This window comes from Pseudoalteromonas sp. MMG005 (assembly GCF_018101015.1).
Classification (GTDB): domain Bacteria; phylum Pseudomonadota; class Gammaproteobacteria; order Enterobacterales; family Alteromonadaceae; genus Pseudoalteromonas; species Pseudoalteromonas aurantia.
The window spans coordinates 71,226-97,204 of sequence record NZ_JAGJEK010000007.1; the positions used below are offsets into that span (position 1 = coordinate 71,226).

General features: G+C 42.1%; 16 protein-coding genes. All 16 read left to right on the forward strand.

The window, feature by feature from the left end; genetic code table 11:
• Nucleotides 1–8: 8 nt before the first annotated feature.
• The 16 genes from J8M01_RS07180 to J8M01_RS07255 all read left to right on the forward strand — a co-directional run bounded on the left by J8M01_RS07180 (nucleotide 9) and on the right by J8M01_RS07255 (nucleotide 25,915).
• Nucleotides 9–413 carry a GPW/gp25 family protein gene (locus tag J8M01_RS07180; RefSeq protein ID WP_211057521.1) on the forward strand — a complete coding sequence of 135 codons (405 nt, stop codon included), beginning with the start codon at nucleotides 9–11 and terminating at the stop codon, nucleotides 411–413.
• Between the two features lie 239 nt (nucleotides 414–652).
• Nucleotides 653–3,967, forward strand: a complete 3,315-nt coding sequence (locus J8M01_RS07185; RefSeq protein WP_211057522.1) for a hypothetical protein — start codon at nucleotides 653–655, stop codon at nucleotides 3,965–3,967.
• A gap of 119 nt (nucleotides 3,968–4,086) precedes the next feature.
• A complete protein-coding gene (locus J8M01_RS07190) occupies nucleotides 4,087–6,798 on the forward strand; it encodes a hypothetical protein (protein ID WP_211057523.1) in 2,712 nt (903 codons plus the stop codon).
• Between the two features lie 14 nt (nucleotides 6,799–6,812).
• Complete coding sequence (locus J8M01_RS07195; RefSeq protein ID WP_211057524.1) at nucleotides 6,813–11,789, forward strand: polymer-forming cytoskeletal protein; 4,977 nt, start codon at nucleotides 6,813–6,815, stop codon at nucleotides 11,787–11,789.
• Nucleotides 11,790–11,985: 196 nt separating this feature from the next.
• A complete protein-coding gene (locus tag J8M01_RS07200; RefSeq protein WP_211057525.1) occupies nucleotides 11,986–15,558 on the forward strand; it encodes a contractile injection system tape measure protein in 3,573 nt (1,190 codons plus the stop codon).
• A gap of 44 nt (nucleotides 15,559–15,602) precedes the next feature.
• Nucleotides 15,603–16,211 (forward strand): hypothetical protein, encoded by a 609-nt coding sequence (locus tag J8M01_RS07205; RefSeq protein WP_211057526.1) that lies wholly within the window; start codon nucleotides 15,603–15,605, stop codon nucleotides 16,209–16,211.
• A gap of 133 nt (nucleotides 16,212–16,344) precedes the next feature.
• On the forward strand, nucleotides 16,345–16,818 hold the full coding sequence (locus tag J8M01_RS07210) for a hypothetical protein (protein ID WP_211057527.1): 474 nt from the start codon (nucleotides 16,345–16,347) through the stop codon (nucleotides 16,816–16,818).
• A gap of 274 nt (nucleotides 16,819–17,092) precedes the next feature.
• Complete coding sequence (locus J8M01_RS07215) at nucleotides 17,093–17,617, forward strand: hypothetical protein (protein ID WP_192509464.1); 525 nt, start codon at nucleotides 17,093–17,095, stop codon at nucleotides 17,615–17,617.
• A gap of 588 nt (nucleotides 17,618–18,205) precedes the next feature.
• The gene (locus J8M01_RS07220) at nucleotides 18,206–18,664 is read left to right on the forward strand and encodes a winged helix-turn-helix domain-containing protein (protein WP_192509465.1); all 459 of its coding nucleotides are present in this window, start codon (nucleotides 18,206–18,208) and stop codon (nucleotides 18,662–18,664) included.
• A gap of 210 nt (nucleotides 18,665–18,874) precedes the next feature.
• On the forward strand, nucleotides 18,875–19,483 hold the full coding sequence (locus J8M01_RS07225) for a hypothetical protein (RefSeq protein WP_192509466.1): 609 nt from the start codon (nucleotides 18,875–18,877) through the stop codon (nucleotides 19,481–19,483).
• Nucleotides 19,484–19,485: 2 nt separating this feature from the next.
• Nucleotides 19,486–20,583: a glycosyltransferase gene (locus J8M01_RS07230; protein WP_210997499.1), complete on the forward strand. Its 1,098-nt coding sequence runs from the start codon at nucleotides 19,486–19,488 to the stop codon at nucleotides 20,581–20,583.
• On the forward strand, nucleotides 20,573–21,748 hold the full coding sequence (locus J8M01_RS07235; RefSeq protein WP_211057528.1) for a radical SAM protein: 1,176 nt from the start codon (nucleotides 20,573–20,575) through the stop codon (nucleotides 21,746–21,748). Before J8M01_RS07230 ends, J8M01_RS07235 begins: the two co-directional genes overlap by 11 nt.
• Before the next feature lie 8 nt (nucleotides 21,749–21,756).
• Entirely contained in the window at nucleotides 21,757–22,434 is a 678-nt protein-coding gene (locus J8M01_RS07240) for a glycosyltransferase (RefSeq protein ID WP_211057529.1), read from the forward strand.
• Nucleotides 22,431–24,074 carry a cyclic peptide export ABC transporter gene (locus tag J8M01_RS07245; RefSeq protein ID WP_211057530.1) on the forward strand — a complete coding sequence of 548 codons (1,644 nt, stop codon included), beginning with the start codon at nucleotides 22,431–22,433 and terminating at the stop codon, nucleotides 24,072–24,074. The genes J8M01_RS07240 and J8M01_RS07245 overlap by 4 nt, the downstream gene beginning before the upstream one ends.
• A 12-nt stretch (nucleotides 24,075–24,086) precedes the next feature.
• Nucleotides 24,087–25,187 (forward strand): glycosyltransferase family 2 protein, encoded by a 1,101-nt coding sequence (locus tag J8M01_RS07250; protein WP_211057531.1) that lies wholly within the window; start codon nucleotides 24,087–24,089, stop codon nucleotides 25,185–25,187.
• Nucleotides 25,184–25,915, forward strand: coding sequence for a DUF1796 family putative cysteine peptidase (locus J8M01_RS07255; RefSeq protein ID WP_211057532.1), 732 nt, complete (start codon nucleotides 25,184–25,186; stop codon nucleotides 25,913–25,915). The genes J8M01_RS07250 and J8M01_RS07255 overlap by 4 nt, the downstream gene beginning before the upstream one ends.
• Nucleotides 25,916–25,979: the final 64 nt, after the last annotated feature.

Genomic DNA, 25,979 nt, shown 5'->3' on the forward strand with positions numbered 1-25,979 from the left:
AAAAATTCATGTCACAAAGTGCATTTTTAGGACAAGGCTGGGCGTTCCCTCCACGCTTTGCAACCTCCGAGTCAGGACCCGCTATAGCGTCAGGTGAAGTTCTATTGCAACAAGCCATTTATTTGGCGTTGCACACGCTCATTGGCGAACGTCCACTGTGGCCCGAAATGGGTTCTGGGTTGTCTAGTTTTACTTTTTCAGAAGCCGCAGAGCAAAGTTTAGCAGACCTAAAACAAGAGATAGCGACTGTATTACTTAATTATGAGCCAAGGATCACATTACAAGACATTGTATTTGATAGCTCAGCGTTATATGACGGCATACTCACTATTGAATTGCAGTATTTGATTCGCCAAACCAATAGTCGCAGTAATATGGTTTTTCCTTTTTACCTACTTGAGCAATCTGTATAGCTTCATTGATTGTTACTTGGGCTAAAAGAGTTCACGTTTTACACCTCTCGTTCAATGCGCAACGCTTTTGAACTGCATATTCAACATCGCTTCGTACGCTAAATATGACGTTAACCTAATCGTACCGAATTTTTCGAGTTTATGCGCTGTATTCATTTCGTGGTTATTGCAAAACCAGCACCTTAGCTTGGATTTGTAGGCATTGCTTTAATTTTAGAATGATAACTTAAGGTTTTATCATGACTGAAAAGTCTAATTATCCTGTACATATATTATCCCCTTTACACCAAGGGTTAAGCCAATCTCAGCGTCGTACAGAGCCACTGTCGAGTGCTTTTTTTCAAATTGAAGCACGCACGATTGAGCAGTGGTTGGTGTACCTGCAACAGCTAGCAAAACAAGTACGTTTTATTGATGAAGCAAGTGTGCCGAATTTACAGACTTGGGAGCAGGTTTTACCTGATGCCAATCAGTTAGCATCATTAGCCAACATGCTAAAAAACCAAGTTGTTAGTACTGATACTCAGGCATTGGCGAGTCGACCTGATCTGGCGTTATTGCTGACGTTCATTGATTTGTTACAACATACAAGTGCACAATTTAATGCGTTTGTGAGTCGGCATTTGGATCATTATTTTCATGATGTATTGCGTTTTACCAAGCAAGTTGCGCAACCGGATAGTGCGCATGTTGTTATTACACTTGGTGATATCGCCTCAATGACGCTTGCTGAAGGGATTGAGTTTGATGGTGGTAAAGACAGTGAAGGTAATGCACTAATTTACCATACAACGACACCAGCAGCGATTAATCATGCCCAAGTTGATTTTGCAGCCACCTTAAATCGGGTGATCACATCAGAGTCGGGTCAACAGGCATCATTGCAGGTGGCACGCAATGTCATCTTTGATGCTCAAACAGGGCAAATACTTGAACAGAGTGTGCCAAGCTTAGGGACGTTATCAACCGAAGAAGGTCAACCTGAGGTTGAGCTAGGGTTTAAAGTCGCCTCTCAAGATCTGTTTTTGCTAGGCGGCGAGCGCGTAGTCACATTGCAGTTTGCGACGGATAGGCTGGGAAGTACGCCCGTAAATGTATCCGATTGGCAGAGCGTATTTGATATTTATGCCAGTACTGTAGATGGACCAAGGTTATTGGCTGCTGATACGTGGGCATTTGAAAGTCATGCGCAAAGTGTTGACCAAACTCGACTTCAGATCACCTTATCGCCTTTATTCCCTGCGTTATCTCCAGCTGATGATGAATATATTGGTGGCCATTTGCATTTACCCTATTTATCGTTTGTATTGAAAAGCGATGCATATTTGTCGGTTTATGGTGAACAAGCATCGAATCAAGGGTTACTGAGCCAAATTGGCATAGAGCATATTAAACTTAATGTGAAAGTGACTGGCGCATCAGGGGTTATTGCGAGTAATAGCGAAGGCGCACTGGATACACAAAAGCCGTTTGATCCTTTTGGTCTAGACCCTAGGCTTGCGGCTAAATTTCATTTTACCCATCCAGAGTTATTGTGCAAAGACATTACTTACGCCAGCTTATCGTTTACTTGGTTAGATAGACCCAGTGACTTTAATACGTATTACAAGCCATATAGCTTCTACCTCTTTACTCAAGCGGATCAATCACAGAACTCTGAGTTCTTTAATGAAAGTGGCCGTTGTACTGTGGAAGCGTCTGATTCGACTCGCGCGGAAGAAAAGGTATGCAGTGCTGTGACGTCGTTTGACTTAAACACATTATTAGATAGTACGTGTGATTGTTTAATTTGGCCCGATAGCGAAGTGAAGATTTATCAATCGGACAAAGCGCTGGGAAGTGAGTTAGCATCAGAAGCACTTTCTGGGAAAGGACACAGCACGAAACTGTTTTATGATGATTATGATCAGGATACATTGCCAATCGTTGTCAACAATAAAGCCGCAAATACCATAGAGTTTACGACAGCCGATAATAATGTAGCGGCAGACTATGGCACGTTGCCAATGGCTGAATTAGATGCGAGGCAGTGGCCAAAATGGTACAGCCTCGAATTAACCAGCCAAGATTTTGGTCACAAAGACTACACACGTGTTGTGGAGTACTTTGCTTATCAAAATGGCATAGCGTTGGGTAAATCACCAGATAACTTCATACCCATTCAGGTTTCTCCCCCTTATACACCGCATTTGGAATTAGTTCAGTTGAATTATGAATGTGAAAGCGTCACTAGCGCCCATAGCGCGGTAGTTGGGAATACCATTTGGCTTGAGCATATAGCGCCTATTGGTCGCCAAACACTAGCATTGAATCGTATGGCACAGGCTAAATTGTTGCCAGAAATTGATAAATTAGGGTATCTCTATATTGCTTTAAAAGACGTTGTGTCTCCTGGGCAAGTGAGTATGTATTTTCAAATAGATCCCATCGATGGTTATAACATGGGGCACTCGCCTAAATTTTTGTGGGAATATTTTGATAATGGTCATTGGCAGCGATTAAAGCGAGAAGATTCACAAGGCGAGGCAGGCGAAGGGCGTATTTTGCAAGATAGCACTTATGATTTACTTGACTCGGGTATCATTATTTTTTATTTACCAAAAGTTGGCTTGGAGAATAGCTTTAATCATGATGGCCGGCTGTGGCTTAGAGCAAGTATTGAGTATGACTCCGTTGAATACCCGACCAATGAGTCTTCAATATATCCCATTTATTCACGCATACGTGGCATGTTCACACAGGGTGTAGAAGTCACATTAAAAAGTATTGAACACCCACAAGCACATTACGAGAAACCCTTATCGGCCGAGCAAATTGTAAAGTTAGCGCAACCAGATCCAATGGTTAAGCAAATTAGCCAGCCTTATCCAAGTTATGATGCCAAAGTCACAGAAACGACAGCAGCATTTAATCAAAGAGTAAGTGAGCGTTTACATCATAGGGGAAGACTGTTAACAGCGTGGGATTTTGAACATTGTGTATTACAAACTTTCCCACAATTACATTCAACACGAGCGGTACATACTTCCCAAGGGGTAACCTTGATTGTGATCCCATTAAATTATGATCCAGATGTGTTGCAACCAAAGGCACCTCGATATTTAAAACGAGAGGTACTTAATCTGATTGAAGCGCTCACAGTACCTGGGTTAGCTGTGAAGGTTGAAGATCCAAATTATGTAGAGGTGCAAGTAGAGCTGATTGTAAAAATTAATCCGCTTTATGATATCCAAAGCTCTGTTATCGAGCTCAATCAACTGGTCATAGATACATTAACACCGTGGAATAAGTCAGAGTCCGAATTGTCAAAAACGATTTATTTAACAACGTTAGCCCAAGTGTTAGAACAACATGTTGCGGTAGATATGATCCAAGTGATCAGAGCGAAACGCGCGGGTGACAATCAGAACGAATATAGTGCATTAGCACCAAAGGATGCGCAAGAGATCCTAGTACCGGCTCGCAACCATAAGATTTCATTAGCCAGTGTCTCGGGCGATGTGTTTGAAGGCATTGGTAAATGGGAAATTGAGCATGACTTTAAAGTGCAGTAATACAGCAACCCCTTGCTAATCGAATACATAACATTGCGACGCAAAGCTTAAAAGAAAGTTTTCACAGCTTTTCGGTCAGCGCGTCTTGCGTATATCACCTCTATTTTATTAGGTAAATTATGGTTTCTAATCCATTGAAAATCTCTAATGATCTTGTTTTGCATCGTGGACAAGATCTCGAGGGATTGAGAGTACAAGCACTTGAGCGGCTGCAACAATTTGCACCAAATACGTGGACTGATCACAACCGTTTTGATCCCGGTATTACGTTACTGGAGGTATTAGTCTATGTCCTGTCAGATTTAAGCTATAAATTCAGTTTTCCTGTAGAAGACCTGTTGTCTCGTGCAGAAAGTGATGCGAATCGCGGGCAGCAGTTCCTCGCACCAGAAACGGTTCTATTCAGCCATTGTGTGACAGCTGATGATTATCGGCGCTTATTTTTAGATATTGCAGAAGTAAAAAATGTGCATGTCAAAGACATAAATACAGGAACGGGGAGCGCTAGCGATACCTTTGATTTGATGATTCAGCTGTATCAAAGTAGTGATGAAATACGTGCACAAGTCATCAGTAAAATCCATCAAGCATTTATCAGTAACCGAACTGTTAATCATCAACTCGGCCAAATTGGCTTTTATGGGGTGGAAGATATATTACTGACTGTCAGCTTAGATTTAAACAACGTCGATGATGTAGTTGAAACGCTGGTGGACATTTTTCGACTGATAGACAATGAAATATCACCGAGTGTTCCTCAATATACCGCGGCGCAACTACAGCAAAAAAACATCAGCTTAGAGCAAATTTATAATGGACCAAAGCTAAATAATGGGTTTGTATTAGATTCAGATTTAGCGAACACAGCCCAAAAACGGCATCTTTATAGTTCAAATATTCTCAGTGTGCTTGATGGCCATCCACACATCGCCAATATTAGTGAATTTAAGTTTATAACCGCATCATCTCAGCAAGGGTATGAATATTGGCAAACAAAAATCCCGCCAAATGCAAATGGTGATGTGTGCCTGCCTGCGTTATTTTTCCAAAGCCCACAGTTTTTTGATGCAATCAATATCACCATTGAACAGCAAGCTTACACGTTAACTACAGATGAAAAAGTTCGAATTCGTGCTGCGTTAGATACATTCAAATCGGCACCGTTGAATGAAAGAAATATATTATTAGCGCCGCATAAACAAGGTGAGCATCGTCCATTGAGTCACTACGATTCATTGCAACACGAACTACCAAAGGTGTTTGCGGTTACCGAAAAAAGCTTAGATCAACTTATTGACTCAGGGCAAAAAGCACAGCTGTTGCAGTTTAAAGGTTATTTACATTTATTCGATCAGATACTAGCGGACCAACACAAGCAACTTGATGTGCTCCCCCATATTCTGGCATTGCCAAGCCCAGACAGCTATCAGGTTATTGCATCTTTATTAGATGACATGCTGGCCAGTGAGTCAATTAATCAAACGCAATGTGTGGCATTTTGGACCTGTGTAAATGCACTACCTCACTCTCAATTGAGTCAGGCACTGCAAGGAATTAGTGGCTTAGCGCATCTAATTACTATGTCAATTGAAACGTATCAGAATGAAGGTATGCAGCGTACCTTAGAAGCGCATTTTAGCTTAGCCCAACTGACGCGCCTCAATCGCAGTACAGCACACTTATTGGCCCGTTTTTGTATTACAGTACCAGACCCTAATTCATTGAAGTACCAAAATGTTTTTGCCTTGTATGGGACTGAACTTGCAAACAATGAATTAGATCAAAGTGGTGAAGAATGTTTGGTGGCTCGCTTAGTTTTACTTCGACAGTATATTGATAAATGTCGATTACTCAATGAAATAGGGGAGCTTGGGTGCCAGCGAGGAATGGGGTTTAATTATTTGTCACGTTTACCACACTGTGATCAATTAGCTGGGCTCAGTAAATATATTATGCGACATATTGGGCTCTCCCACCCAGGACAAATGCCGCTTGCGACCAATAACAAGGAAAGCTTCTATTTGCTTGAATCAAGCTTGCTTAATACCGATTTAAAAACCGGTAGCATATCTGAACAGCCCTTAGTGACTCAGCTACATTTTATTTTGCCAGATTGGCCGACGCGGTTCCAAAACCTTGAATTTAGAGCCTTGGTGTCTTCTCAAATTAGGATGTATACACCACTGCATCAAAGTGCCCAGAGTATGTGGTTGGACAAAGAAACTACGAGTCTTTTTGAGCGGCTGTATTATGGGTGGCTGAATTTTTATGGCGAAGCTCAGCGGAGCCGGTTCATGCAATTCAATGAGTCTGTTATTGCGGTTGCAATGAGACTGAATACGCTATTAAAGCAGTTTCTTAGGCTACCAATAGATGCGGCATCGGACAGCGCCGAGCATCGTTGGATGCTGGCTTCATTGATTATAAATGAAACGAATGAGGAGGCTGATTTCGAGACCATTAAGCAAGTCATGTATGACATATTACAGACGTACTCAGAACAGACATTATCAGATGAGCTCGAGATCGACGGCGTCGTTTTATCCGAAATTCATCGTTCAGTTACCGCTATTATTGCAAACGAAAACTTTGAATTTCCAATCGGTTTTAGCGCGGATACAGTATTTTACCTGACCGCCCAGCACTGTATTGACGAAATATGTAAACCTAGCCTGTTAGACAGCGCTAATAATCATCGCCGTTTTACTGTGGGTTATACCCCATTGCCATATTTAACGCCTATTTCACCGGTTTCACTTTCAAAAATAAACCCTACAAGCCCAGAGGCTTCTAAATTTACTGTCGCCAAAAGTACGGCAAATCGAATCTAATCAAGGAACTACTTATGACTACCTCAACTGAGCAAGATATTGAGTCGAGCACCGAATCATCAACGCCAGCACCTGAAAGCCGTGCGTCATTAATTGGCAAATTTGATGATTTACAAACCCCGACAGGTGATGATTTTGAGTCATTAATTCGCTCTAGCTTTAACCAAGTGGATGATCCCTTAAAAGTGACAGGCGCCGGTGACGATGAAACGTTGGAAGTGACTGCGCCTCTGCATATAAAGTGCAAAGACTTGGCGCCAGGTTCAACGGCACCTAGCGCGAACATTACCATAACACCAGAGCAACTGATAGTTGCAGGAGCCGATGCTGAAGCAACCATGGTGAAAGTTACGGCAGACGCTGTGTCAGTGGGCGAAAGTGGTAATTTCACGGCCAGTGCAAACACGTTAAATGCATACAACGTATTAGAAGTGAACGCAGATACCTCAATGGTCAAAGTGACTGGTGATATTAAAACGCAGTCACTGACAAGTGAGTCGGCTCACATGACAACGGTGCAAGCTGATCAAGTAAACACTGAAAAGTTAATTGTTACCACAAATACGACCTTAGGTCCGAACACCACGGCAGAGCAGTTAAATGTTAGTGGTGCAACTACGCTGAAGGACAGCTTAGCAGTTACTGGGGCAACCAATCTTGAGGGTAACCTCATTGCGAATAATGCTATTTTTAATCAACATCTGGAGGCACATAAGGCGCTGGGTGTTGGTATCAATAAAGACAGTACTAAGGCAATACTGCATATTAATAAATCAAGCAGTGACATGGATGCATTGCTACGTGTTGATGATGAGAATAATGATGACACGCCGTTCATTATCGACTCTGAAGGTAAAGTGGGTATTAATACATCTATGCCTGATAGTCATTTGCATGTGGATGGATCGTTTTTAGTTGGCGTCAGTAAAGACAGCGCCACAGTACACCTTAAAAATGATGGGCCGAGTCAGTTTAATAACGAGGTGAAAATAGCACAAGGGCTTACAGTACAAGGTGGTGTATCAGTAGGAACGTCGCTGGGAGCTGTTGCACAAGGTAATGCAGCCATATCGGGAAAAGTCGGCCTTGGCACGCATCAACCTGAGGCATTGCTGGATATTCATGCGGCGCAACCAGGTAGCATGCTCAACATGCAAAACGGTGATGATAAGTATATTAAAGTCACGAGTGCACCTGTGACCGATGAAACAGAAATAACGCTATATAAGCCAACTAAAATAGCACAAGATTTATATGTATCGGGCCGGGCGACCAGTCAAACATCTGTTGTCGAGGGCAGCTTAACCGCACAGAATACAGAGGTAGAGACGCTTCATGTTTCAGACTCCGCAACGGTATCAGGGCTCACTCAAAGTAAAACATTACTAGTGGGAGAACAATCAGGCACCACGGAGCCTGAACGCGCAGCAGGTGCTTTGATTAATGCCCCATTGACTGTTAAGCACAGCGCTCAATTTCAAGATATTACTGCAGCAACAACTTTGCAGGCGACTGACGCAGTGATACGTGAACGGTTAAATGTAGGTCATGCACAAGGTCAAAGTAACGCGCGGGTTAGTATTAATGCGCAAGGTGCAGATGAAACCACGTTACTCATCAAAGATGATGAAGATAAAGCACTCTTACGTGTTAAGAAACAAAAAGTCACACTGGGCAGTGAGGGGGGGAGTTTACCTCTTTGTGTTGAAGGCAGCATGCATGCGACAGGCAAAGTCAGCGCACCATCACTCGATATTTCAGGACATGTCAATGCCAATACTTCGCTGGTTAATGAACAAATTAAAGTTGCCGCGTTATCGTATGCTCATGGGTTTACGACGTCAGCCAAATTTGCTGTACTGGCGGATGAGACGACGACATCAGGCATCGATGTCAGTTATAAAAACGGCAATGCAACCACCTCAGTGTTGGTAAATAAAGCGGAGTATGTGGGGGTTCATAAGGCAGATCCGCAAGTTCATTTTCATGTCGGCTCAGAAAGTATGTTTGAGGGACATGTTACGCTTCGAAACACGCTAGACATTACACAGAGCGAAAATAGCCTACCGGCTTTTCGTGCCAGCTTAACACAGACACAAGTTGGTTCCGATGCAACGGATGCTCAGTTTATGGTGTATGGCAACACCGAGTTACGCGGCGCGTTTAGTGTCTTCAGCGATGATGGCGATTTTATTCGTACTAACGACTCTCAGTTGCAGTTAACGCAACTTGGTGTTGAACCGGTGTTTAAAATCAGTGATGAGACAAACGCTCAGGTGATTTATGCGCAACCAGGAAAGTTGGCAATTAATCAAGCCATCGATGTGAATAGTGCCGACTTTTCTCTCACGGGTGAGGCGAAAATAACCGGAACACTCGCAATTGAAAATCCTGAGCTAGCATTGCAGGTGAAAGGTCGAACAGATATAGAAGACAAATTACAGGTCATTGGTGAAACGGCGTTACGAAATGGCCTTGATGTCAGTGTCACAAACAACACCGCTGAGGCGGCAAAAGACGCATTGTCGGTATCAGGTTCCAGTGTGTTGAATGGCACATTAACGGTAAGTGAGGCGACAGACATAGCAGATACCCTCACAGTGGGTAAATTGGCGCGATTAAATGACGCGTTAACTGTGACTGCGCATACACAACTCAATGATACAGTGACCGTAGAGGGCGTACTTGTTGCACAAAGTAACGTCGTTATTAAAGGGCAAGTGGGTGATAATGCCTTAACGGTTGATAATAAAGCTGTATTTAGAGATGACGTGAGCATCGGCGGTGATCTGAGCTTAACACCTTACGAAGCATCAGCACGGGTTCATATCTGTGAACAGCAAGCGCAAGCGTTACGCATAGATCACCATAATGGTGAGGTGGGGTTAGTATTCTCACAAGGAAACTTGGGCTTAGGGCTAGAGCGACCAGAGTACATGCTGGATGTGGCTGAGGACAGTCGTTTCCATAAAGATTTAACTGTGTCAGGGCGTGTGGAAATTGATGACAGTTTGCATGTAAATGAATACGCCAGCTTTCGTAGTAACTTGAATGTTTATGGTAATACGGAGCTATTGGGCGAGGCCCGTGTAGGTTTAGCATTTCATCATCAGCAAGATGATTCATCGTCAGCGAGGTTAGGTAATGCGCAATTAAGTATTGAACAAAACCATTTTGATAAAGCGTTGGCTGTTTATCACCAAGGCAGTGACCCCGTGGTTTTCAAAGAGGGCCGATTGGGTATTGGGACAGAAGACCCCCGAGCACACTTAGATGTGACTGGCAATGTTACTGTAACAGGTGATATTGAGTTAGACGGTGTGTTAAAAGGGGCGGGTCGTTTAGAGTGTTTAGACGGCGCAAAGATTTTTGGGGATGTTGAATTACGTTCTGATTTAACCGTAAGTGATGACGTTCTACTCAAAGATAGCTTAACAGTCGAAGGCCATGCTGTATTCACACGTAAAGTTCGCGTGGAAGGAGACAGTGATTTTGTCAAAAATGTCGCCGTTGCTGAATCTCTCACTGTAGAGAAACGTACTAGCTTGAAGGATGATTTACATGTTGGCAAGCATGCGACTATTCAAGGTGGCGTTAATATTGAAGGTTTAGAAGCCGACAGTAAAGTATTGATAAAACCAGACACAGCACTGATGGGTTGTTTGCAGGTGAATGGTCCAGCTGAGTTTAACACGACCTTGAGTACAAGGTCGTTGAGTGCGCAAGATACATTAAATATAGGAGATACGCGAGCGTCAGCAAAATTGGCAATAAATAGCGAAGAAGGGTTAGCTGGGTTAGATATTGCGATAAGTGGTGACACGCAGCTACACCTCAATTGTGAAGGTCAATTAGGCTTAGGCACAGCACAAGCAAGTCATAAACTGGATGTAAATGGTGATGCGCGAATTAGTGAAGCCCTTTCGGTTGAGGGACGTTTGGAGGTAGGCAACGGTGCGCAAATAGCGGGGGATTGTCAGATTCAAGGCGCGTTATCGGCTGATGATTTATCTATCTCAGCGGTCAACTTACCAAATAGTCCGACGATTAATATGATTTCTCAAGACCCGCTACTCGGTGGTGAACAAACGTCAAATAACACATTGGCCACGCAATCAGCGGTAAAAGCGTATATTGATGAGCATACTTGGCAGTTGAGCCATGGTAAGAAAGTCATCGCGATTCATGATCAGCAAGAGTTTGATGCCGTGTTTGAACGTGGCACGTTGAATAATGTGACTATTTTACTCTATCCACACAACAGTCACCCTCAAGTAACTCGTGCGTACAAGCTTAATCAAGCTGTAGAAATAGGCTCAAATGTGAGTATTGTCGGCTTTAACGAGCAAGAAACACGTATTGTTAAAGCACACCCAGGGTGTCGCTTTGTTCTGCGGGGAGAGCGAGACGCGAAGGTGAAAAATGTACAGATGAAAGGCTTCACTTTTGACGGTACGATTGCCGGTGAACCATCTCGCTTTGAAGGCAGTGGTGGCGCGTTTAGTTTACGTTATGTCGAAAATATTCAACTTAACTGTGTGATAGAGCATCATTGTGTTAGCCATGATGGTGGTGCGATATATGGAGATGTCGAAGCGACTGAGGTACAAGCGTTGAACATTAGACAATGTAAAGCGGGTCGCCAAGGGGGAGCCGCCTATGGCTTGAAATACTCAACAATTGATGCTCAATTTTGCCAAGCTGAACGTGGAGGTGCTGTGGCACATTGCGATAACAGTGAAGTCTTGGCAAAACATAACAGCGCGTCGCTTTATGGTGGGGGGGCGTATAAATGTGAGAACTTAATGTGTACAGGCCACTGGCGTAACAACCGCGCAAACGGGGGGGAGGGTCAACACATATACAGTGCTGGGTGTGAGCATGGTGAACTACATGAACAGTCGCATCAAGAGGGTTATTTATGGCATGCCGTGTATCTTGACCACGCGCTTACTTGCGCGCATGGTTATTGGCGAAATGATCATATTTAACCTCAGGTTTGGATAAGGGTTTTGGCATAGAAAATGTTTTGTAAACACACTTACGTACAACCCAAGGATGATATTTTGTTCAATATCAAGGCGCTTTTATGCAGTCATAGCGGGCTATTACAAATGAAAGCAACGCCGAGAGTGAGAAAAATAGCTTTATTGGGCAAATTCGCTTATCCAGAGCTGAGGTTATTTAATGATGCAATTACACGTTAATAAAATAGGGGTCGAACTTGAGACCCCACACAGTGTGTTAGTGCACTCAGGTAAGTCTTTAACTGATTTAGAGGCGACATTTAATCAGTGGTTATCCAAAGGGTTATCATTGTTGCAACTAGAGCTGCCTGAACTATCAGGCACAACAGAGCAGATTCAGCATTTATCAGATATAGAAATAGTATTACCCGAATTGGATTGGCAGGCCATTGAGCAGAATTCACAACCGTATTTTAATGCGGTTGTGAAACCCATAATCATGGCAAGCTTACAATCAGAATTTGATTCAGGTGTACATGATGTAATGCTAACTCAGGGGGATTATTCGCTACCGAGCAATGGCACTTTAGGGGGTTCACAAGGGCCATACAGTCCGCTTTGGAGCCATTTTGTTAAGACTTATTGTGCGCATCCGGCACGCGATGTCGTTAATACACAGAGAAATAACCTACAGGGGGTAATTGCAAGTCACTTTAAGTTAGACAAAGTCATGTTAGAAAAATTGATTCAAGATGCTGATTGGCCCGCTACGCGAGGTCGTTTGATCAATTTATTTAATGATAGTCGTACAATTTTGGCGAATATTATGTTCCCTTTATTGCATGTTATACAGCGGAATATGCATGGGGGAAACAAAACTGAGGTGTCGTATTTCACGGATATATTGATGAAGCTGTCGGTTCATGATGTTGAGCGATTTTGGATGTATTTAGAGCAAACTTATATTCAATGTGTGGCTCAGCCATTACACCATGCTCAAACAGTTTCAGTGATACTCAAGAGTTATCATTGTTATGTATTTTGCCATGCGTTTACGCAATCACACTTGCAACGTGTATTAGCTGGTTTGGGTTCAAAAGGGTCACAGTTAAAGCTAAATACATGGTTTGCACTTCACCCTCAAGGTACTACTGTCGATCATCCTGCGCTAATAGGCCTTGAACGTATTTTGGATGATATAGAAGTGCATTATCAAAGTGCGAGTGAAAATCAAGCGATTCAGTGGGTAAACGAGGTAACAGAAAAGAAAAAGCCAGCTTTAGGCCTTAATGTATATACAGATATGTCTCACTATGACCAATTGCCTGAATCGTCATTGATCAGTATGGCCGTTGATAGAGCCGCGTCTGTGCACTTTAGTGCGCGTTTGTATCAATTGCAAAGCACGTATCGACTATTAAATACATTGCAAGTTGGCGCGATGTTACCGGCTATGTTTACTATAAAGTGGTCACAGTTACAGCAGGAGTTACAAAGAAGCCACCAACTCCCTATCCAGTTTCGTATGGCCTTAGAAGCTTTTGTGTTATCGGCCAGACCCGAAATAGACACGCATCGATATGTAATACAACGTCTTGAATTGTTGCACCTCTATATCAACCGTGAGGTGGCACAGCTCAGCTTTGCTGATAAGCCGCAACACCTAAGTAAAATAAGAGTGTTACTGAGTAGCTTTTCAGATGTACCAGTTGCGTTAATTATTAAACTCAGAAAACTGATACTGTCATCAAATGATATGTCTGATGCGGTAGCGCGACAGCGCAAGGGACATGTGTTAAATGAGGTTACGCTTTGGTTGGAGCACTATCAGAAACGCGTACAATTGTGTATAACGCGGCATTCTGAAAGCTACTTGCCTGCGTTTAACATTGATCAGAATAACGAACGGGCTCAGGTTAATCGCACCGAGAGTGTGGCAACTGACTTATTGATGACTGGCATTGAAGCTATCGAGGCAAATATTGGTGAAGCCGACTATTTCTATTGTGATATTCGGGTTCGCTTGAAATATCTTGAACCTCTTTTAACACAAAGCCAATGGTTGGGCGCTCAACAATACCTAGTTACGCATGATTATGTCGGGTTACTCCAATTCATAAAAGACCCAGAGCATATGGCCATTGCAACGCAAAGCTCGACGACGAATGCTGCAACGAGGTTTCGTTCAAGGGGGCTTGTTGCTACGGATAAAATAAATCATGAGTTTGAAAAAGAGCAAACTCAGCATTTAGCTGGTGTATGTGCAGCATTGGCAGCTCGATTGAATGATATACAAACCAATAATGGTAAGCGAGTTGAAAGAGCGAATAATCAAGGTTCGAGTCATCAAGGCTATGAGGAGGTGTCAACGGGTGTGCCGGTTTTATCTACAATAGTGTTAGATTTGATAAAGTCGATGGCAATTCATTTAGAGGCTATATCACTTCAAAAAGGTGATTTTGTGCCGTCACAGCATCAGTTATATGAGCGACTTACTGAACTATTGATCTGGCTTAATAGCCAATATCAATTGTGTGTTAAGCACAGAAATACTTTGCCTATTCTTAATGAAATCATTGTGTCTATTGAACAGTTGGTCGAGATTAAAAAGCGCTTTGACGACATCAACCCGAGCCTTAGTCGCGCATTACAACGCGGCATATATTGGACTCTTCCTTTAATAGAGTGGGGGGCTGAAGCGCTTATAGAGTTAGGTCAAACCAACGCGAAAAAAACCATGCAGGGTGACTGTGAACCGAATGAAGATGAACATCCCGTTGTGCATGTACAAACTGCATCGTTAGAGAAGAATTTCTTAGAGGTTGACACTCAGCGTGATGATAACAGCAGTGTGAGTGTGTTGTCAGGCCAAAGGGAGTCGGCACTGATACATCAAGTATTGTCATCTATTGAGCCAATTTTTTGGATCCATAATTGGCAAGAGGCGAAAAAGCAGTTAAAGCAGCTACGGCGTATGGCAACGAGACAACTACCAACGGTTAATAATACCCTGTTTGAGGGGAAGGCCGACCACGGTGTTTTTGAGCTGCAAATGTTACATGATGCGGGAAGTGAAGAGACACGTTATCAAATGCCGAACTCAGAGGGGCTAATTCAGTCATTGAAAAATGCTGTTTCAGTGATTGAAAATAACCTGATGACTCAGAACAACAAGCACAGGCAGCAACTGTGTGAGCATGGCCTTGAACAATTGTTAGTTCAGGGGGAGCAAGCCATCACCGCGATGCGCTGCCAGTTAATGGATAATGAAGCATTAGCTAGTGCCGATGCCGGCATTGTTTTGCTCTGGCCTTTTTTAACGCCATTGTTTGCTAAGTTAGGACTATTGGATATGAAATCGGAGCCTACGCAGGGGCAATTTGTCGACGAACGAGCCCGTGCGAAAGCGCATAGTATACTGTGCTTTATTGTGGGGGTAGACCCTATGGTTCACGCGACTTACACCATTAACGCATTACTTGGGTTACCACCTACATGCGTTGTGGAAACTCCAGAGGAGGTGCTTGAAAGTGAACATAGTGCAGTTGAACATATGCTCGCAGTGGTGATTTCGCGTTGGCATGCACTGCAAGATATGTCTGTTGCGACGTTTTCTGCATTGTTTTTACAGCGTGAAGGGCAAGTGCAGCTGACAGAAAGAGGACTTGCGATCAGCATTCAAAACAAGCCGCAAGATGTACTAATGATGCGTATGCCATGGGGACTTGGCTTAATTCAGTTACCCTGGTTGCCCAAGTTATTAATTGATGTTAAATGGCACAGCGGCTTTTAACACTGCAATATACCGTAAGCATTTATACTATTTGGAGGACAGTTATGTCACTAGTTCAAAATTCGACGCTACATCAACTGATCAATGATCATCAATCACGTTATGAGCAATATGAAATCGCACGCCAAAAAGCTGAAGATCAAGCTCAGCATACAAAGGAGCACTGGTACTTTACATTAAATACGCTGTTTGTCAGTCATGTATTACCGCAATTGGAGTCAGTAAAAGGACTATTGGCTGAGCACGGCTTTGAGTCAAATATTGTGGTTCAGAGAAAGGCAATACAAGCAATGGATGGTTCAGTAGCAGATGCCATTACACAAATCACTTTTTCATTATCGGGTTTACACAGTAGTGATAATACATTGATAGAGCAAAATAATAATATCAACCGCTTATTGTTTTTTACAGCTGAGCATTCGATGCACATACATGCGCGTTATATTACTGATATTGCATCAAGTGAAACACAAATGATGTATTTCTTAGACGAAAATGCAGCATCAAATACGCAAAGACCGCCTTGGGCTCATACGCCGGAACAGCACCAATATTGCCCACCTTGTTATGATCATGGCAGTGAATCACATAGCGTGATCAGTGATTTCATTAATTTTGTATTTTTACAAATTAGAGGAAAATTAAACCCATAACACCTTCGCTATCAACGACCTGCAGTTGGTTATTTCAAACTTTTTTTATAGTGTTTATCGAACACATTGCATTTTTCTTCACACATTCTGCACTACGACGTCTTCAATTTGAACAAACACATTAAGGTGACTTATGGCTGACTATATCAGTACATTTAATCATGTATTTACCAAATCGGAAGTTGAAGTTGATATTTTTAATGTGGACATAAATACATTGGGGTGTTGGCAAACGTTACAACAAGCGGGTTTTGAGCCTGCAGAGCTACTGACCATATTCCGTCAGCAATATTGTGTTGAAATTTGGCAGCAAATAAAAGGTGAGTGTATTCGCGACCAGTTTGTTGCTGATCTGCTATTTAAAGCTGCGGTGAGAGGTTACTTAGAAAGTTTACTTTTACGGTTACAAAATGCCTACTCGTTACCTTGTAACGGCATGTTGTGCAACAGTACTTTGTACATTCTAAATCATGGTAAAAGCTGCGGCTTAGATGAGTGGTTAGTATGGAGTATTGTTTATTTAGATAGCATTCAAAGCGCTGCTGTAGAGTCAAACTTTGTGTCAGGCAATCACTATTGTGGCGATATATTCAGCACACGGCACTAAAATTCAGTCTTACTTTATACCCTGTTTTCTAGTTTATATTTGCGTGCTAAGTGCAAAGCAATGCGATACCTAGACTCTGGCTTCTTTATCCCCACCATCTCCTGCTTTTGATAATTAAAGTAGCGACCAATTATGGGAGCATCAGCTCCCCCTTCTTTCTCAAGTGAGCTTTACCAATCATTTTCCTTCTCTTTAAGGCCGTTCCCAGCTATGAAATAACCCCTTTAAAGTTCAGTTTGAGTCAATATTTTTAGTCATGATCGGAGTACTCAATATGAAACCAAAACCTAATTCTGAAATTACGCGTATTCAGCTTGGTCCCACAGCAAAAGAAAAAAACCAAACAACAAAAAAAAGGATGCACCGACCTCGCTTACCACAAGACATTGTGATGGTCATAGTAGGCAAGTGGGCGATGCCAACAACGGTCGTTTTGGTGCTAATAACCTGCTTATCGGGTTATTACCTGGATGTTGAAGCGTTTACGCCTGTGGTTGGTATGATAGCACCTGTCATAATGGCGTTAATCATGGTGATCAGGGAAGCATCGGTGGGCAAAGATGAAGATCAGGCTTTGGCTGACCGAAAACGTGAAAGAGATGAAAGAATAAAACAATATCAAATAGAAAAAGAGCTTAAATTAGCGCAAATGGCATTGGAAGAAAAAAGGCACACGCAAGAACTAGATGAAAAAGCGAGGCAATTTGATTTATCACAAGCAGCAGCTAAGGATGTGGTTGAGTTAGCCAGAGAGATGAATTCGAGTTTAGTAGACATTATGAAAAAAGAATCAGATTAAGCTGAATCAAAAATACAGGTGTCACCTATCTACATGATTCATTATTAAAATTAGAGGTGAAACAGTACAAAAATAGGGCGCGCTTAATGAGAGGAAAGCATTTATAGCATGTAGATAGGTTTGTGTAAAAATGCAAGTTGGCAAAGCTTAGCGATGTGGGAATGGTTAACTGTTTATTCTTATTAATGCACTTCTTGTGAACTTTTTATTTTTACATTAATTACCATTTGTTAAATTATTAAACTTGTTTGTTTTCATAGTGTATTAGTTTTGTTCAAGTTTTTAATGTTACATAATATCATTGTTGCAGTTTTCCGGCCATAAATTCACCGGTGACTGTTTCTTAAAGTGGTACTATCCTTTCATTGATGCAATATGCGCCATAGTTGGTTTAAATCTTGATCTATTTATCTTTAATATGTTTTTTTTATGTCCTTTTTTTTACTTATTTTAGTATTTTATGATCAAGAACAATTATTAGAATAAATCATGGGTTTTAGTTGAGTGTTATATTCATTATTAAAACTTATGAGAGTAAGATCAGCATCGCTTTTATAATCTAAATTGAAAGGAAGTATAAGCGCTGTCATGTTTTATGAAGAATCTAATAAAAATCAGTTTAAAAGGGCTTTTTTGGGTCCGTTTACACTTGATAATCGTTCTCAAACACTCAAGCTAGGGAATGCCTTGATAAAGGTTGAACCGCTTATTTTTGAGTTGTTAGTATACTTTGTGCTGAATCCGGGCAGAGTAATATCTAGAGATGAACTTGGAGAGAAAATTTGGCAACAAGAATTTGTAGATAATAACTCTATAAATCGTGCGATTTCTGAATTACGGAGAATTCTTTCGCATGAATCGTTACCTGAAAATGTTATTAAAACCCACTATCGAAAGGGCTATAGTTTTAACTTAGACGTGAGGTTTGATCCTCTGAACTTATTTAGTGCTATGTCCTTAGAGATCCCTCACCTGAACCGTCAAAATATCCAGTTGTTTTTTCTTGCATCCTTATTAATAATCCTACAGTTAGTCATTATTTTTTAATTATAGATTTTATTAATATTTTCATAAAAAGAGGCTTTAAGCCTCTTTTTTTGTTTGTTTTTTAATCCATAAGCTTTTCCGAAGACAAAATTGTCATATCATAAGCAAAAATATCCCCTTCATAAGCGACATTTTAGAAGAGTCGCGTCATCTTGTGCCCGTCGAAATTTAGCGCCATTTTTATTCAAATATTACAAAGAGCACAACATTATGGAACAACAATTTGTTGATAGAAGAGCATCGCTATTAGCTAACAAAATAGCGCGTACCAATTCATTTATACAACGTCAAAACATTCAAAAAGTCCCGGTGACTTTTGAGGGTGAACAGCTCGATTTTATTCGTTTGGCAATGGTCGATGGTATAAATGAGGATGCCTTAAGAACGATTGACTTTCACCAGCGTTGTTTAGGCGCTGAAATTGACAATGGTCGACAATATTGGTGTATGAAAAAAGGAGATGAAATTATCGGTTTGTCGGGTTTCCATTATCGTTTATGGGATCCAAAAAGTATCGTATGGGGAGGGTGGTTTGTTGCGCAACCGAATGCGTCGGCGATGACTAAAATTGCCATGTTGCTTGATACACTCAAAGTCTTGTTAGAAGAGACCAATTATCAGCAACTGTATATTGAAGTTTTTGCCGATACAGAACAATCGAATATTCTCGGAATTTACCAATCTTTATTGTTTACTGAACTTTCACGCTTCGAAAGTTTTTATGGGCCTAACCAAGATATGGTGGTGATGAAGCTAGAACTAGATGATTTGCGTAAGCATTGGTTAGATGTAACCCGTTGTCAGCAATTGGTGCAATAAGTATGTTGATTTTGTATGTAGAGTCAGGGGCAGGCTCTCGAGCATTGGCACTGACTATGCAACAACATTTACAGCGCAGAGGCGAATCATCAACGCTTGTGTCGTTGTCTGATATTTTACCGTTATGGTTAACTCGGCTATTGTTTGACCAATACTATGACTGGTGTTTAGAGGGTAAGCAACATCATAGTAAGTTGTATGGCAGCCGCTGGTTTTATCCTGTGCTATATAAATTACTACCTTGTATGTTGTGGTTTAAAGGGAATGATAAACAAGCCATAGCAAAAAAGCTGTTCAGTGAACATGAACAAGTATTAGCGTGTAGTTATTATGGTGCTTTTTTTGCGCGCTATTATTGTAATAAATTCTCACTCAAGCGGCCCATCCATGGCGTACTTGGCGATTACAGTATTTCGTCAGGATGGCAAACACCTGTTGATAATTTATTTGTGTCGCACGCATACAACAACAGCGTGTTTGATTGGCATAGAAGTCGTTTGGCAGCGGTACACGCCAGTGGGATCCCTGCACTTGTAAGCGATACTAATAACCTATATCAAGTAAAACGAGGTCAAGTCATGCTGTGCGGAGGTGGTTGGGGCTTAGGTATTACTGCATCAATCGTCAGTGCATTACTGGGCACTCATAAAGTCACTCGATTACAAGTTGTTTGCGGTCAGAACACAGCCTTATTTACACAACTCACACGTGAGTTTTCAACATATATTGATGCACAGCAATTACAGGTGATGGGGTTTGTTGATGACTTGAGTCACCTGTATCAACAAGCTGAAATACTGATCACCAAATCTGGTGGTATTACCTTAACGGAAGCATCTTTAACCAATACTTGTATGGTGATCAGCTCAGCATTACCAGGGCAAGAGCAGCATAATCGCGCCGTTTTTAAAGAAGCCGGTGCGGTGGCTGTATGTGACTCGGTTGAGTCATTACGAGATGCTGTTGAGCAGCTGCTTGGCAATACACAACGAAAGATTACCTTAACAAACAATGCCGCGACATTGGTGCGGCACGATGCGCCAGATTACATCTGCAATGTGCTTTTAAATTATTATCAGGAGAACCGTCATGTGGACTAAAAAAGCCACACACTTAGAAAACTCAGATTTACCACAAGGGCATCTGAATTTTATCGAACGCAACCCCAGCTTTATCAAGCATCATAGGGCAAGTTCAGAACGGGTTACTAATGCGTTAGCACGTTATGCTGAGTCTGAAGTTGTGGCAGAGGAAAACATTTGTAAGTTAGTCGTTAAAATGACAAGTAGCTGTAATTTACGATGTGAGCAGTGTTTTCAGTGGCGTGAAGGCGGTTTTCACAATGGCTTAGATCCTACGGCGATACCTTATGATGAGAGTGGCAACTTATTCGATTTTATTGACCGTAATCAGTGCGATATTATTTTGACTGGTGGTGAGCCAACTTTACACCCTGACTTTCCCAAGTTTTTTAGGCGCTTAGCAGAGGCAGGTTGCTTTATTTATATCTGTACGAATGGGTTGCTGATAAAGCGCTATTTTGAGCTGTTTAGTGAATTTTCAGATCAGCTGGCATTTTTAATCTCAATTGATGGCCCAAGTGAAATTCATGACTCTATTCGTGGCAAAGGCACATTTAGGAAAACCATTCAGGGCATAGAGATGCTCGCCAAGGGCAAGCAAGAAGATGGCAAAGGCTGGCTGATTGGCGTTGAAAATACCTTAATGGCAAAGAATTTAGATCAATCCATTGAGTTGCTCAAAGTGTGTGAAACACATGGTGTAGACTGGATGATCTTCAATCACCTATGGGTGGTGGATTTATTTGCGCGTAGTGAGTATCACAAGTTTTGTGAAGAGTATAATGTGGTACCGAACTCATATACTGGTTTTGATATGGGAGACTTTAGTCACGACTATATCGAAAAAGTTATCTCGACTTTGGCGCAACTACGTGAATACCCCGCACAAATTCCGGTGCTATTTGGCCCCGATTATAGTGACGATGAATTGCGTAAATACTATCGAGGGAAAATGCCTGCTCGTGAGAACTATTTAAAAATGGGCGTGAAGTTAGATGTTGATATTGGTGGGAAATTGGTGATGACAAAACAATTTCCAGATCTGGTTTTTGGCAGTGTACTGGATGACACTTTAGAAGATTTAATGGCGTCAGACGCTTACCAGCGTGCGGCTAAATCAATGCGTGAAGGTTCTTTGAGGGTACTCAATGCCTGTCCTGATGCCCATAACTTTTTAGTGTAGGTATTTGCATGTTATCGGTCATTGTACCTGCACATAACGAGGCGTCGGTGTTGTCACATACACTGTCGTCTTTATGTGAACAGTTAGCCCCAGAAGATGAGCTGATCGTGGTGTGTGATACCTGTCAAGATATCAGTGTTGATATTGCGCGTACCTTTACGTGTCATGTGTATGATGAGCGGCTTGGCTCAGCCGCACAGACACGTAATTTTGGGGCACAAAAAGCCACCAAAGACGTGTTGGTTTTTATCGACGCTGATACTCACTGTGCCAAAAACTATGTTGCTGCAATAAAGCACTCAATGCGCGGTGGTACTGAATATGGTTGTGCACCTTTAAAAAGTGAATCTGGGCATTGGTTAGGAAAATGGATAGCCAAGAGTATCAATCGATTTAATTACACACACTGTACTTTTGGTGGAAATTGCTTTGTGAGTACACATTTGTTCAAACAGTTAGCTGGTTTTAACGAGGCGTTAATGAAAGGCGAAGATACTGATTTGGGTGAACGGCTATGTAAACTCAAGGCTCAATATGGGTGGCTTGCGCAGAGCTATATTGTTCATAACGAACGCAAGTTTAAAGAACAGGGCTACATACGTTATTTCAGCAAGCTGTGGCTGGAGTCGGTGTTATGGCAGGTGGCACCAAGCGTCTATCAACGTGTCGTAGGAGTGAAAGGATGATTTCTGCATTAAAGTTATTGTTTGCTGATATTAGTGGTCGCTTGATGATGGTGAGTGCAATCAGTGCAGTGACCACACTGGGTATTGTGCATAGCATTAATATTGCGCTACAACATCGCCATGGTGACACCCAAAACTTACTCCACAATGGGATGATATTTTCTGTGGCGTTTTTGGCGTATTTTATCATCCAGCTATTTTTTCAACGTCGTACTTTGCAGCTAACTGAACACACAATAATGCGCGTTAGGTTGTCTATTTTAGATGCAGTTCGCGCTGCAAGGTTAGCCAATGTTGAGAAAATAGGGCCGCAAAAGATTTTGGCAGCCATCGCTTATGATGCGAACGTTATGAGCCAATTGAACCGCTTTGTTGTGGTGAGTGTTGGTCAGCTATTTACGGTGATAGCAGCATTATTGTATTTGTGTGTGGTATTGCCTGTGGGCGCGGTGATCGCGTTGGTATTATTTGTACTGGCAGCACTGGCTTATAAATATCGTTTAAAGGCCATAGAACACGCGATGGCTGAGGGTCGTCATGCTGAAGATGGCTTTTTTGACAGTATGCATCACTTACTCACAGGTATTAAAGAGAATAAGCAAAACCAAGGTCGCAGCGATGCCCTCTTTCATGATATATCAACCCAAGCGCGCTCAGTACGAGATAACAAAGTACTGGCAGACTCTCAGTTTATAAATAATCAAATTATACTCATGGCTGCAATGTATCTTGTGGTGGCTGTTGTGGTATTTGTGGTGCCATTATATGGCTGGCTCAGTTCTGAGCAGCGTATGAGTTTTGTGATCATCATTCTTTTTCTAGTGAGCCCATTCCATAGCAGTATGGAGTTATTTCGGGTATTAGCGCAGTTACGAGTCTCTAAAGCAACCCTTGATAATTTGTATGAGCAAACTAAGCAAGCGCAAGAACCCGTGTGTTGTGACAGCGCAGTACAATCGAGTGCCCAGCCTGTTAACGTACTGGCATTTGAAAATGCGCACTATGCGTACGACAGTGATGGTGCATTTAATATCGGACCCATTAACTTTTCAGTGAACGCGGGTGAAATCGTGTTTATTTCCGGTGGTAATGGTTCAGGGAAAACCACTTTATTGAAAATGTTAACTGGTCTATATACCCCAACGGAAGGGGCCATATTACTCAATGGTAATGTGCTCAGTAAAACGCAATACGCCCATGAACATCGTCAGTTATTTGCGACGGTGTTTGCAGATAGCGTGGTATTTAAACCCTTTTACGGTGTAAATAAATTAGATAAAGCAAGGTTGCAGCATTGGCTAACACAAGCCAATTTGGCGGATAAAGTACAGTGGAATGAACAAGGGTTTTCAACGACTGAGCTGTCAACTGGGCAACTGAAGCGGTTGGCTTTGGTGCAGGCTTTAATGGAACAAAGACCGTTCTTAGTGTTGGATGAGTTTGCAGCCAACCTCGACCCTGAGTTTAAACATATTTTTTATACACAATGGTTGCCGCAACTAAAAAAAGCAGGAAAAACCCTCTTAGTGATCACCCATGACGAGCAATATTTCGATGTGTGTGACCAACACCTTTTGATGCGAGAAGGGCAGTTACATGCTTATGTGCCTTCTGTGCAGCCATTCTTTCATGCAATGTAGAGTACTTTACTAATGAGCTATTCTTTATCTTGGTTACACCAAAATACACAGGCCAATAAAACCGCAATATTGGTCCCTTTTTTCAATGAAGCGGGCAATGGTACTCATTTTAAACAGCGGCTAGCTTACTTTGATACGCTGGCGAGTAGTTTGCCTGCCGAGATAGACATTATCTTAATTGATGATGGTTCGAGTGATAATCCTCAGCAATATGTTAGTGCCCATTATCAAAGGTTGAGTGTGGCGAGCGTGAGCCCAAATGGACAAAAGATAGGGGCGTTGCAGCGCACGATTGAAGCACTCGATCATGAGTACATTATTTTTACCGATTTTGATACTGAACTTGAAAATTTGGCGCAGTTAACACACACCTACAGCAAGTTAGCCGCAGATGAAAATTGTATGGGGTGTTATTTTAAAATGATGCCGATTGCCAATTCAAAGCCGGTGGTGCAATTTCAATTGCTGGAATATGCCTTAGAGCGTGCTGCGTACCATTTTAACGCCAATGAAGGGTCTGTGCCAATAATGCCAGGTGCGGGATGTTTATATAAAAGACCTATTATTGAAGCATTATTGGCACGCCATAGTGGTTTGCGCAGCGGCGAAGACCGGGAAACTTGTTTACTCGGGATTGAACAAGGGTATACCGTTTTCTATGAAGCTGAGGTTGTTGCGATGACCGCGCCTCCCCAATCTTTTTGGGCGCTATATCAACAACGGGTGAGGTGGTCACGTGGGTTTATTGAGGTAGCCATTAACAAAAGCGATTTTTATGGTCAGCAAATGCGTAAAAAGACGGTGCTCGGGCGGCGTCATTTACTCGATATTATTTCGGTCAGCACATTCTTAATTGCGCCCTTATTATTGCTATTTTTGTTCTTATTAAATGAAACAGTTGGGTGGGGGTTTTTAGGTGTATGGAGCTTGATTGGCATTATTGAAACCTATGCGGTGTATCGCGTTGCCAAGCAGGAATTTAAGCAACTTCCCCAACATCGCTGGCAGTTAGTGCTGATGCCATTTGCCCGCTTATTGCTTGAAGTGCCTACTTGGTGGAGCGTGAGCAGTGCCATGATATGGCAAAAATTGCGTAGTAGGAGCACGGTATGAGTCAAGCGCAAGATGTGCAATTAAGCCCAGCCGCAGGAGAGTATGATTGTATCTATAGCTTGGGTATGGACTGTCGACCTAGACATATTATGAAGCAACTGGACTTAAAAAGTCGACGAGGCCCGTTTGACTGGATAGGCAGTTGTGCTGTGGCATCTATTATAACGGCGTTAAACACTCGGTGTGAAGATGTTTTGAAAAAAGAGCATTTGCAGCCTTTTGACACGGATTGTAAGGAGTACAAAAAGTATTGGGATCCAGTGACTCAATTTTTGAGCACCCATGACTTTGCGTTAATTGATGGTGATTTAGATCGGGAATATCCTGCGTTTAGAGCCAAATTTGATGGGATCAGCGCACGTTTTTTTAATCATATTAAGCACAGTCGTCGCGTGTTGTTTTTCTTAAATATTGGTATTGAACAGCAACCAGAATTTGAGAGCGAGTCTATCAATGAGCTGAAAGTCTTGTTACCCAAATTACAGCAGTGTTTAACTGGTTTATGCGCAGGAGAAGCCACTTTATTGGTCGCGACTTTTCACCGTGAATTGGCCGCATTAGTTGCTCCTCATATTCATTTTGTGATTAAGCAGAGCTTCTCTGAATCCTCTGAGTGGATGGAAGGTGAAGAGCGACAGCAATGGGCGGATATGTTGACCGGTGTCAACGTGCCCAAAGATACCAGTGTGAGTCACTCTCATTCGCTCACGGCACACTCACAGCCGTGAATTTGGGTATAAAAAAATTTAATTAATGACCACTTTGAAAGACGATTTATCAAGGAAAATAGGG

Excerpts from the sequence above, each read along its gene's own strand:
- J8M01_RS07180 (WP_211057521.1), top strand. The coding sequence starts at position 9 with ATGTCACAAAGTGCATTTTTAGGACAAGGCTGGGCGTTCCCTCCACGC.
- J8M01_RS07185 (WP_211057522.1), top strand. The coding sequence starts at position 653 with ATGACTGAAAAGTCTAATTATCCTGTACATATATTATCCCCTTTACAC.
- J8M01_RS07190 (WP_211057523.1), top strand. The coding sequence starts at position 4,087 with ATGGTTTCTAATCCATTGAAAATCTCTAATGATCTTGTTTTGCATCGT.
- J8M01_RS07195 (WP_211057524.1), top strand. The coding sequence starts at position 6,813 with ATGACTACCTCAACTGAGCAAGATATTGAGTCGAGCACCGAATCATCA.
- J8M01_RS07200 (WP_211057525.1), top strand. The coding sequence starts at position 11,986 with ATGATGCAATTACACGTTAATAAAATAGGGGTCGAACTTGAGACCCCA.
- J8M01_RS07205 (WP_211057526.1), top strand. The coding sequence starts at position 15,603 with ATGTCACTAGTTCAAAATTCGACGCTACATCAACTGATCAATGATCAT.
- J8M01_RS07210 (WP_211057527.1), top strand. The coding sequence starts at position 16,345 with ATGGCTGACTATATCAGTACATTTAATCATGTATTTACCAAATCGGAA.
- J8M01_RS07215 (WP_192509464.1), top strand. The coding sequence starts at position 17,093 with ATGAAACCAAAACCTAATTCTGAAATTACGCGTATTCAGCTTGGTCCC.
- J8M01_RS07220 (WP_192509465.1), top strand. The coding sequence starts at position 18,206 with ATGTTTTATGAAGAATCTAATAAAAATCAGTTTAAAAGGGCTTTTTTG.
- J8M01_RS07225 (WP_192509466.1), top strand. The coding sequence starts at position 18,875 with ATGGAACAACAATTTGTTGATAGAAGAGCATCGCTATTAGCTAACAAA.
- J8M01_RS07230 (WP_210997499.1), top strand. The coding sequence starts at position 19,486 with ATGTTGATTTTGTATGTAGAGTCAGGGGCAGGCTCTCGAGCATTGGCA.
- J8M01_RS07235 (WP_211057528.1), top strand. The coding sequence starts at position 20,573 with ATGTGGACTAAAAAAGCCACACACTTAGAAAACTCAGATTTACCACAA.
- J8M01_RS07240 (WP_211057529.1), top strand. The coding sequence starts at position 21,757 with ATGTTATCGGTCATTGTACCTGCACATAACGAGGCGTCGGTGTTGTCA.
- J8M01_RS07245 (WP_211057530.1), top strand. The coding sequence starts at position 22,431 with ATGATTTCTGCATTAAAGTTATTGTTTGCTGATATTAGTGGTCGCTTG.
- J8M01_RS07250 (WP_211057531.1), top strand. The coding sequence starts at position 24,087 with ATGAGCTATTCTTTATCTTGGTTACACCAAAATACACAGGCCAATAAA.
- J8M01_RS07255 (WP_211057532.1), top strand. The coding sequence starts at position 25,184 with ATGAGTCAAGCGCAAGATGTGCAATTAAGCCCAGCCGCAGGAGAGTAT.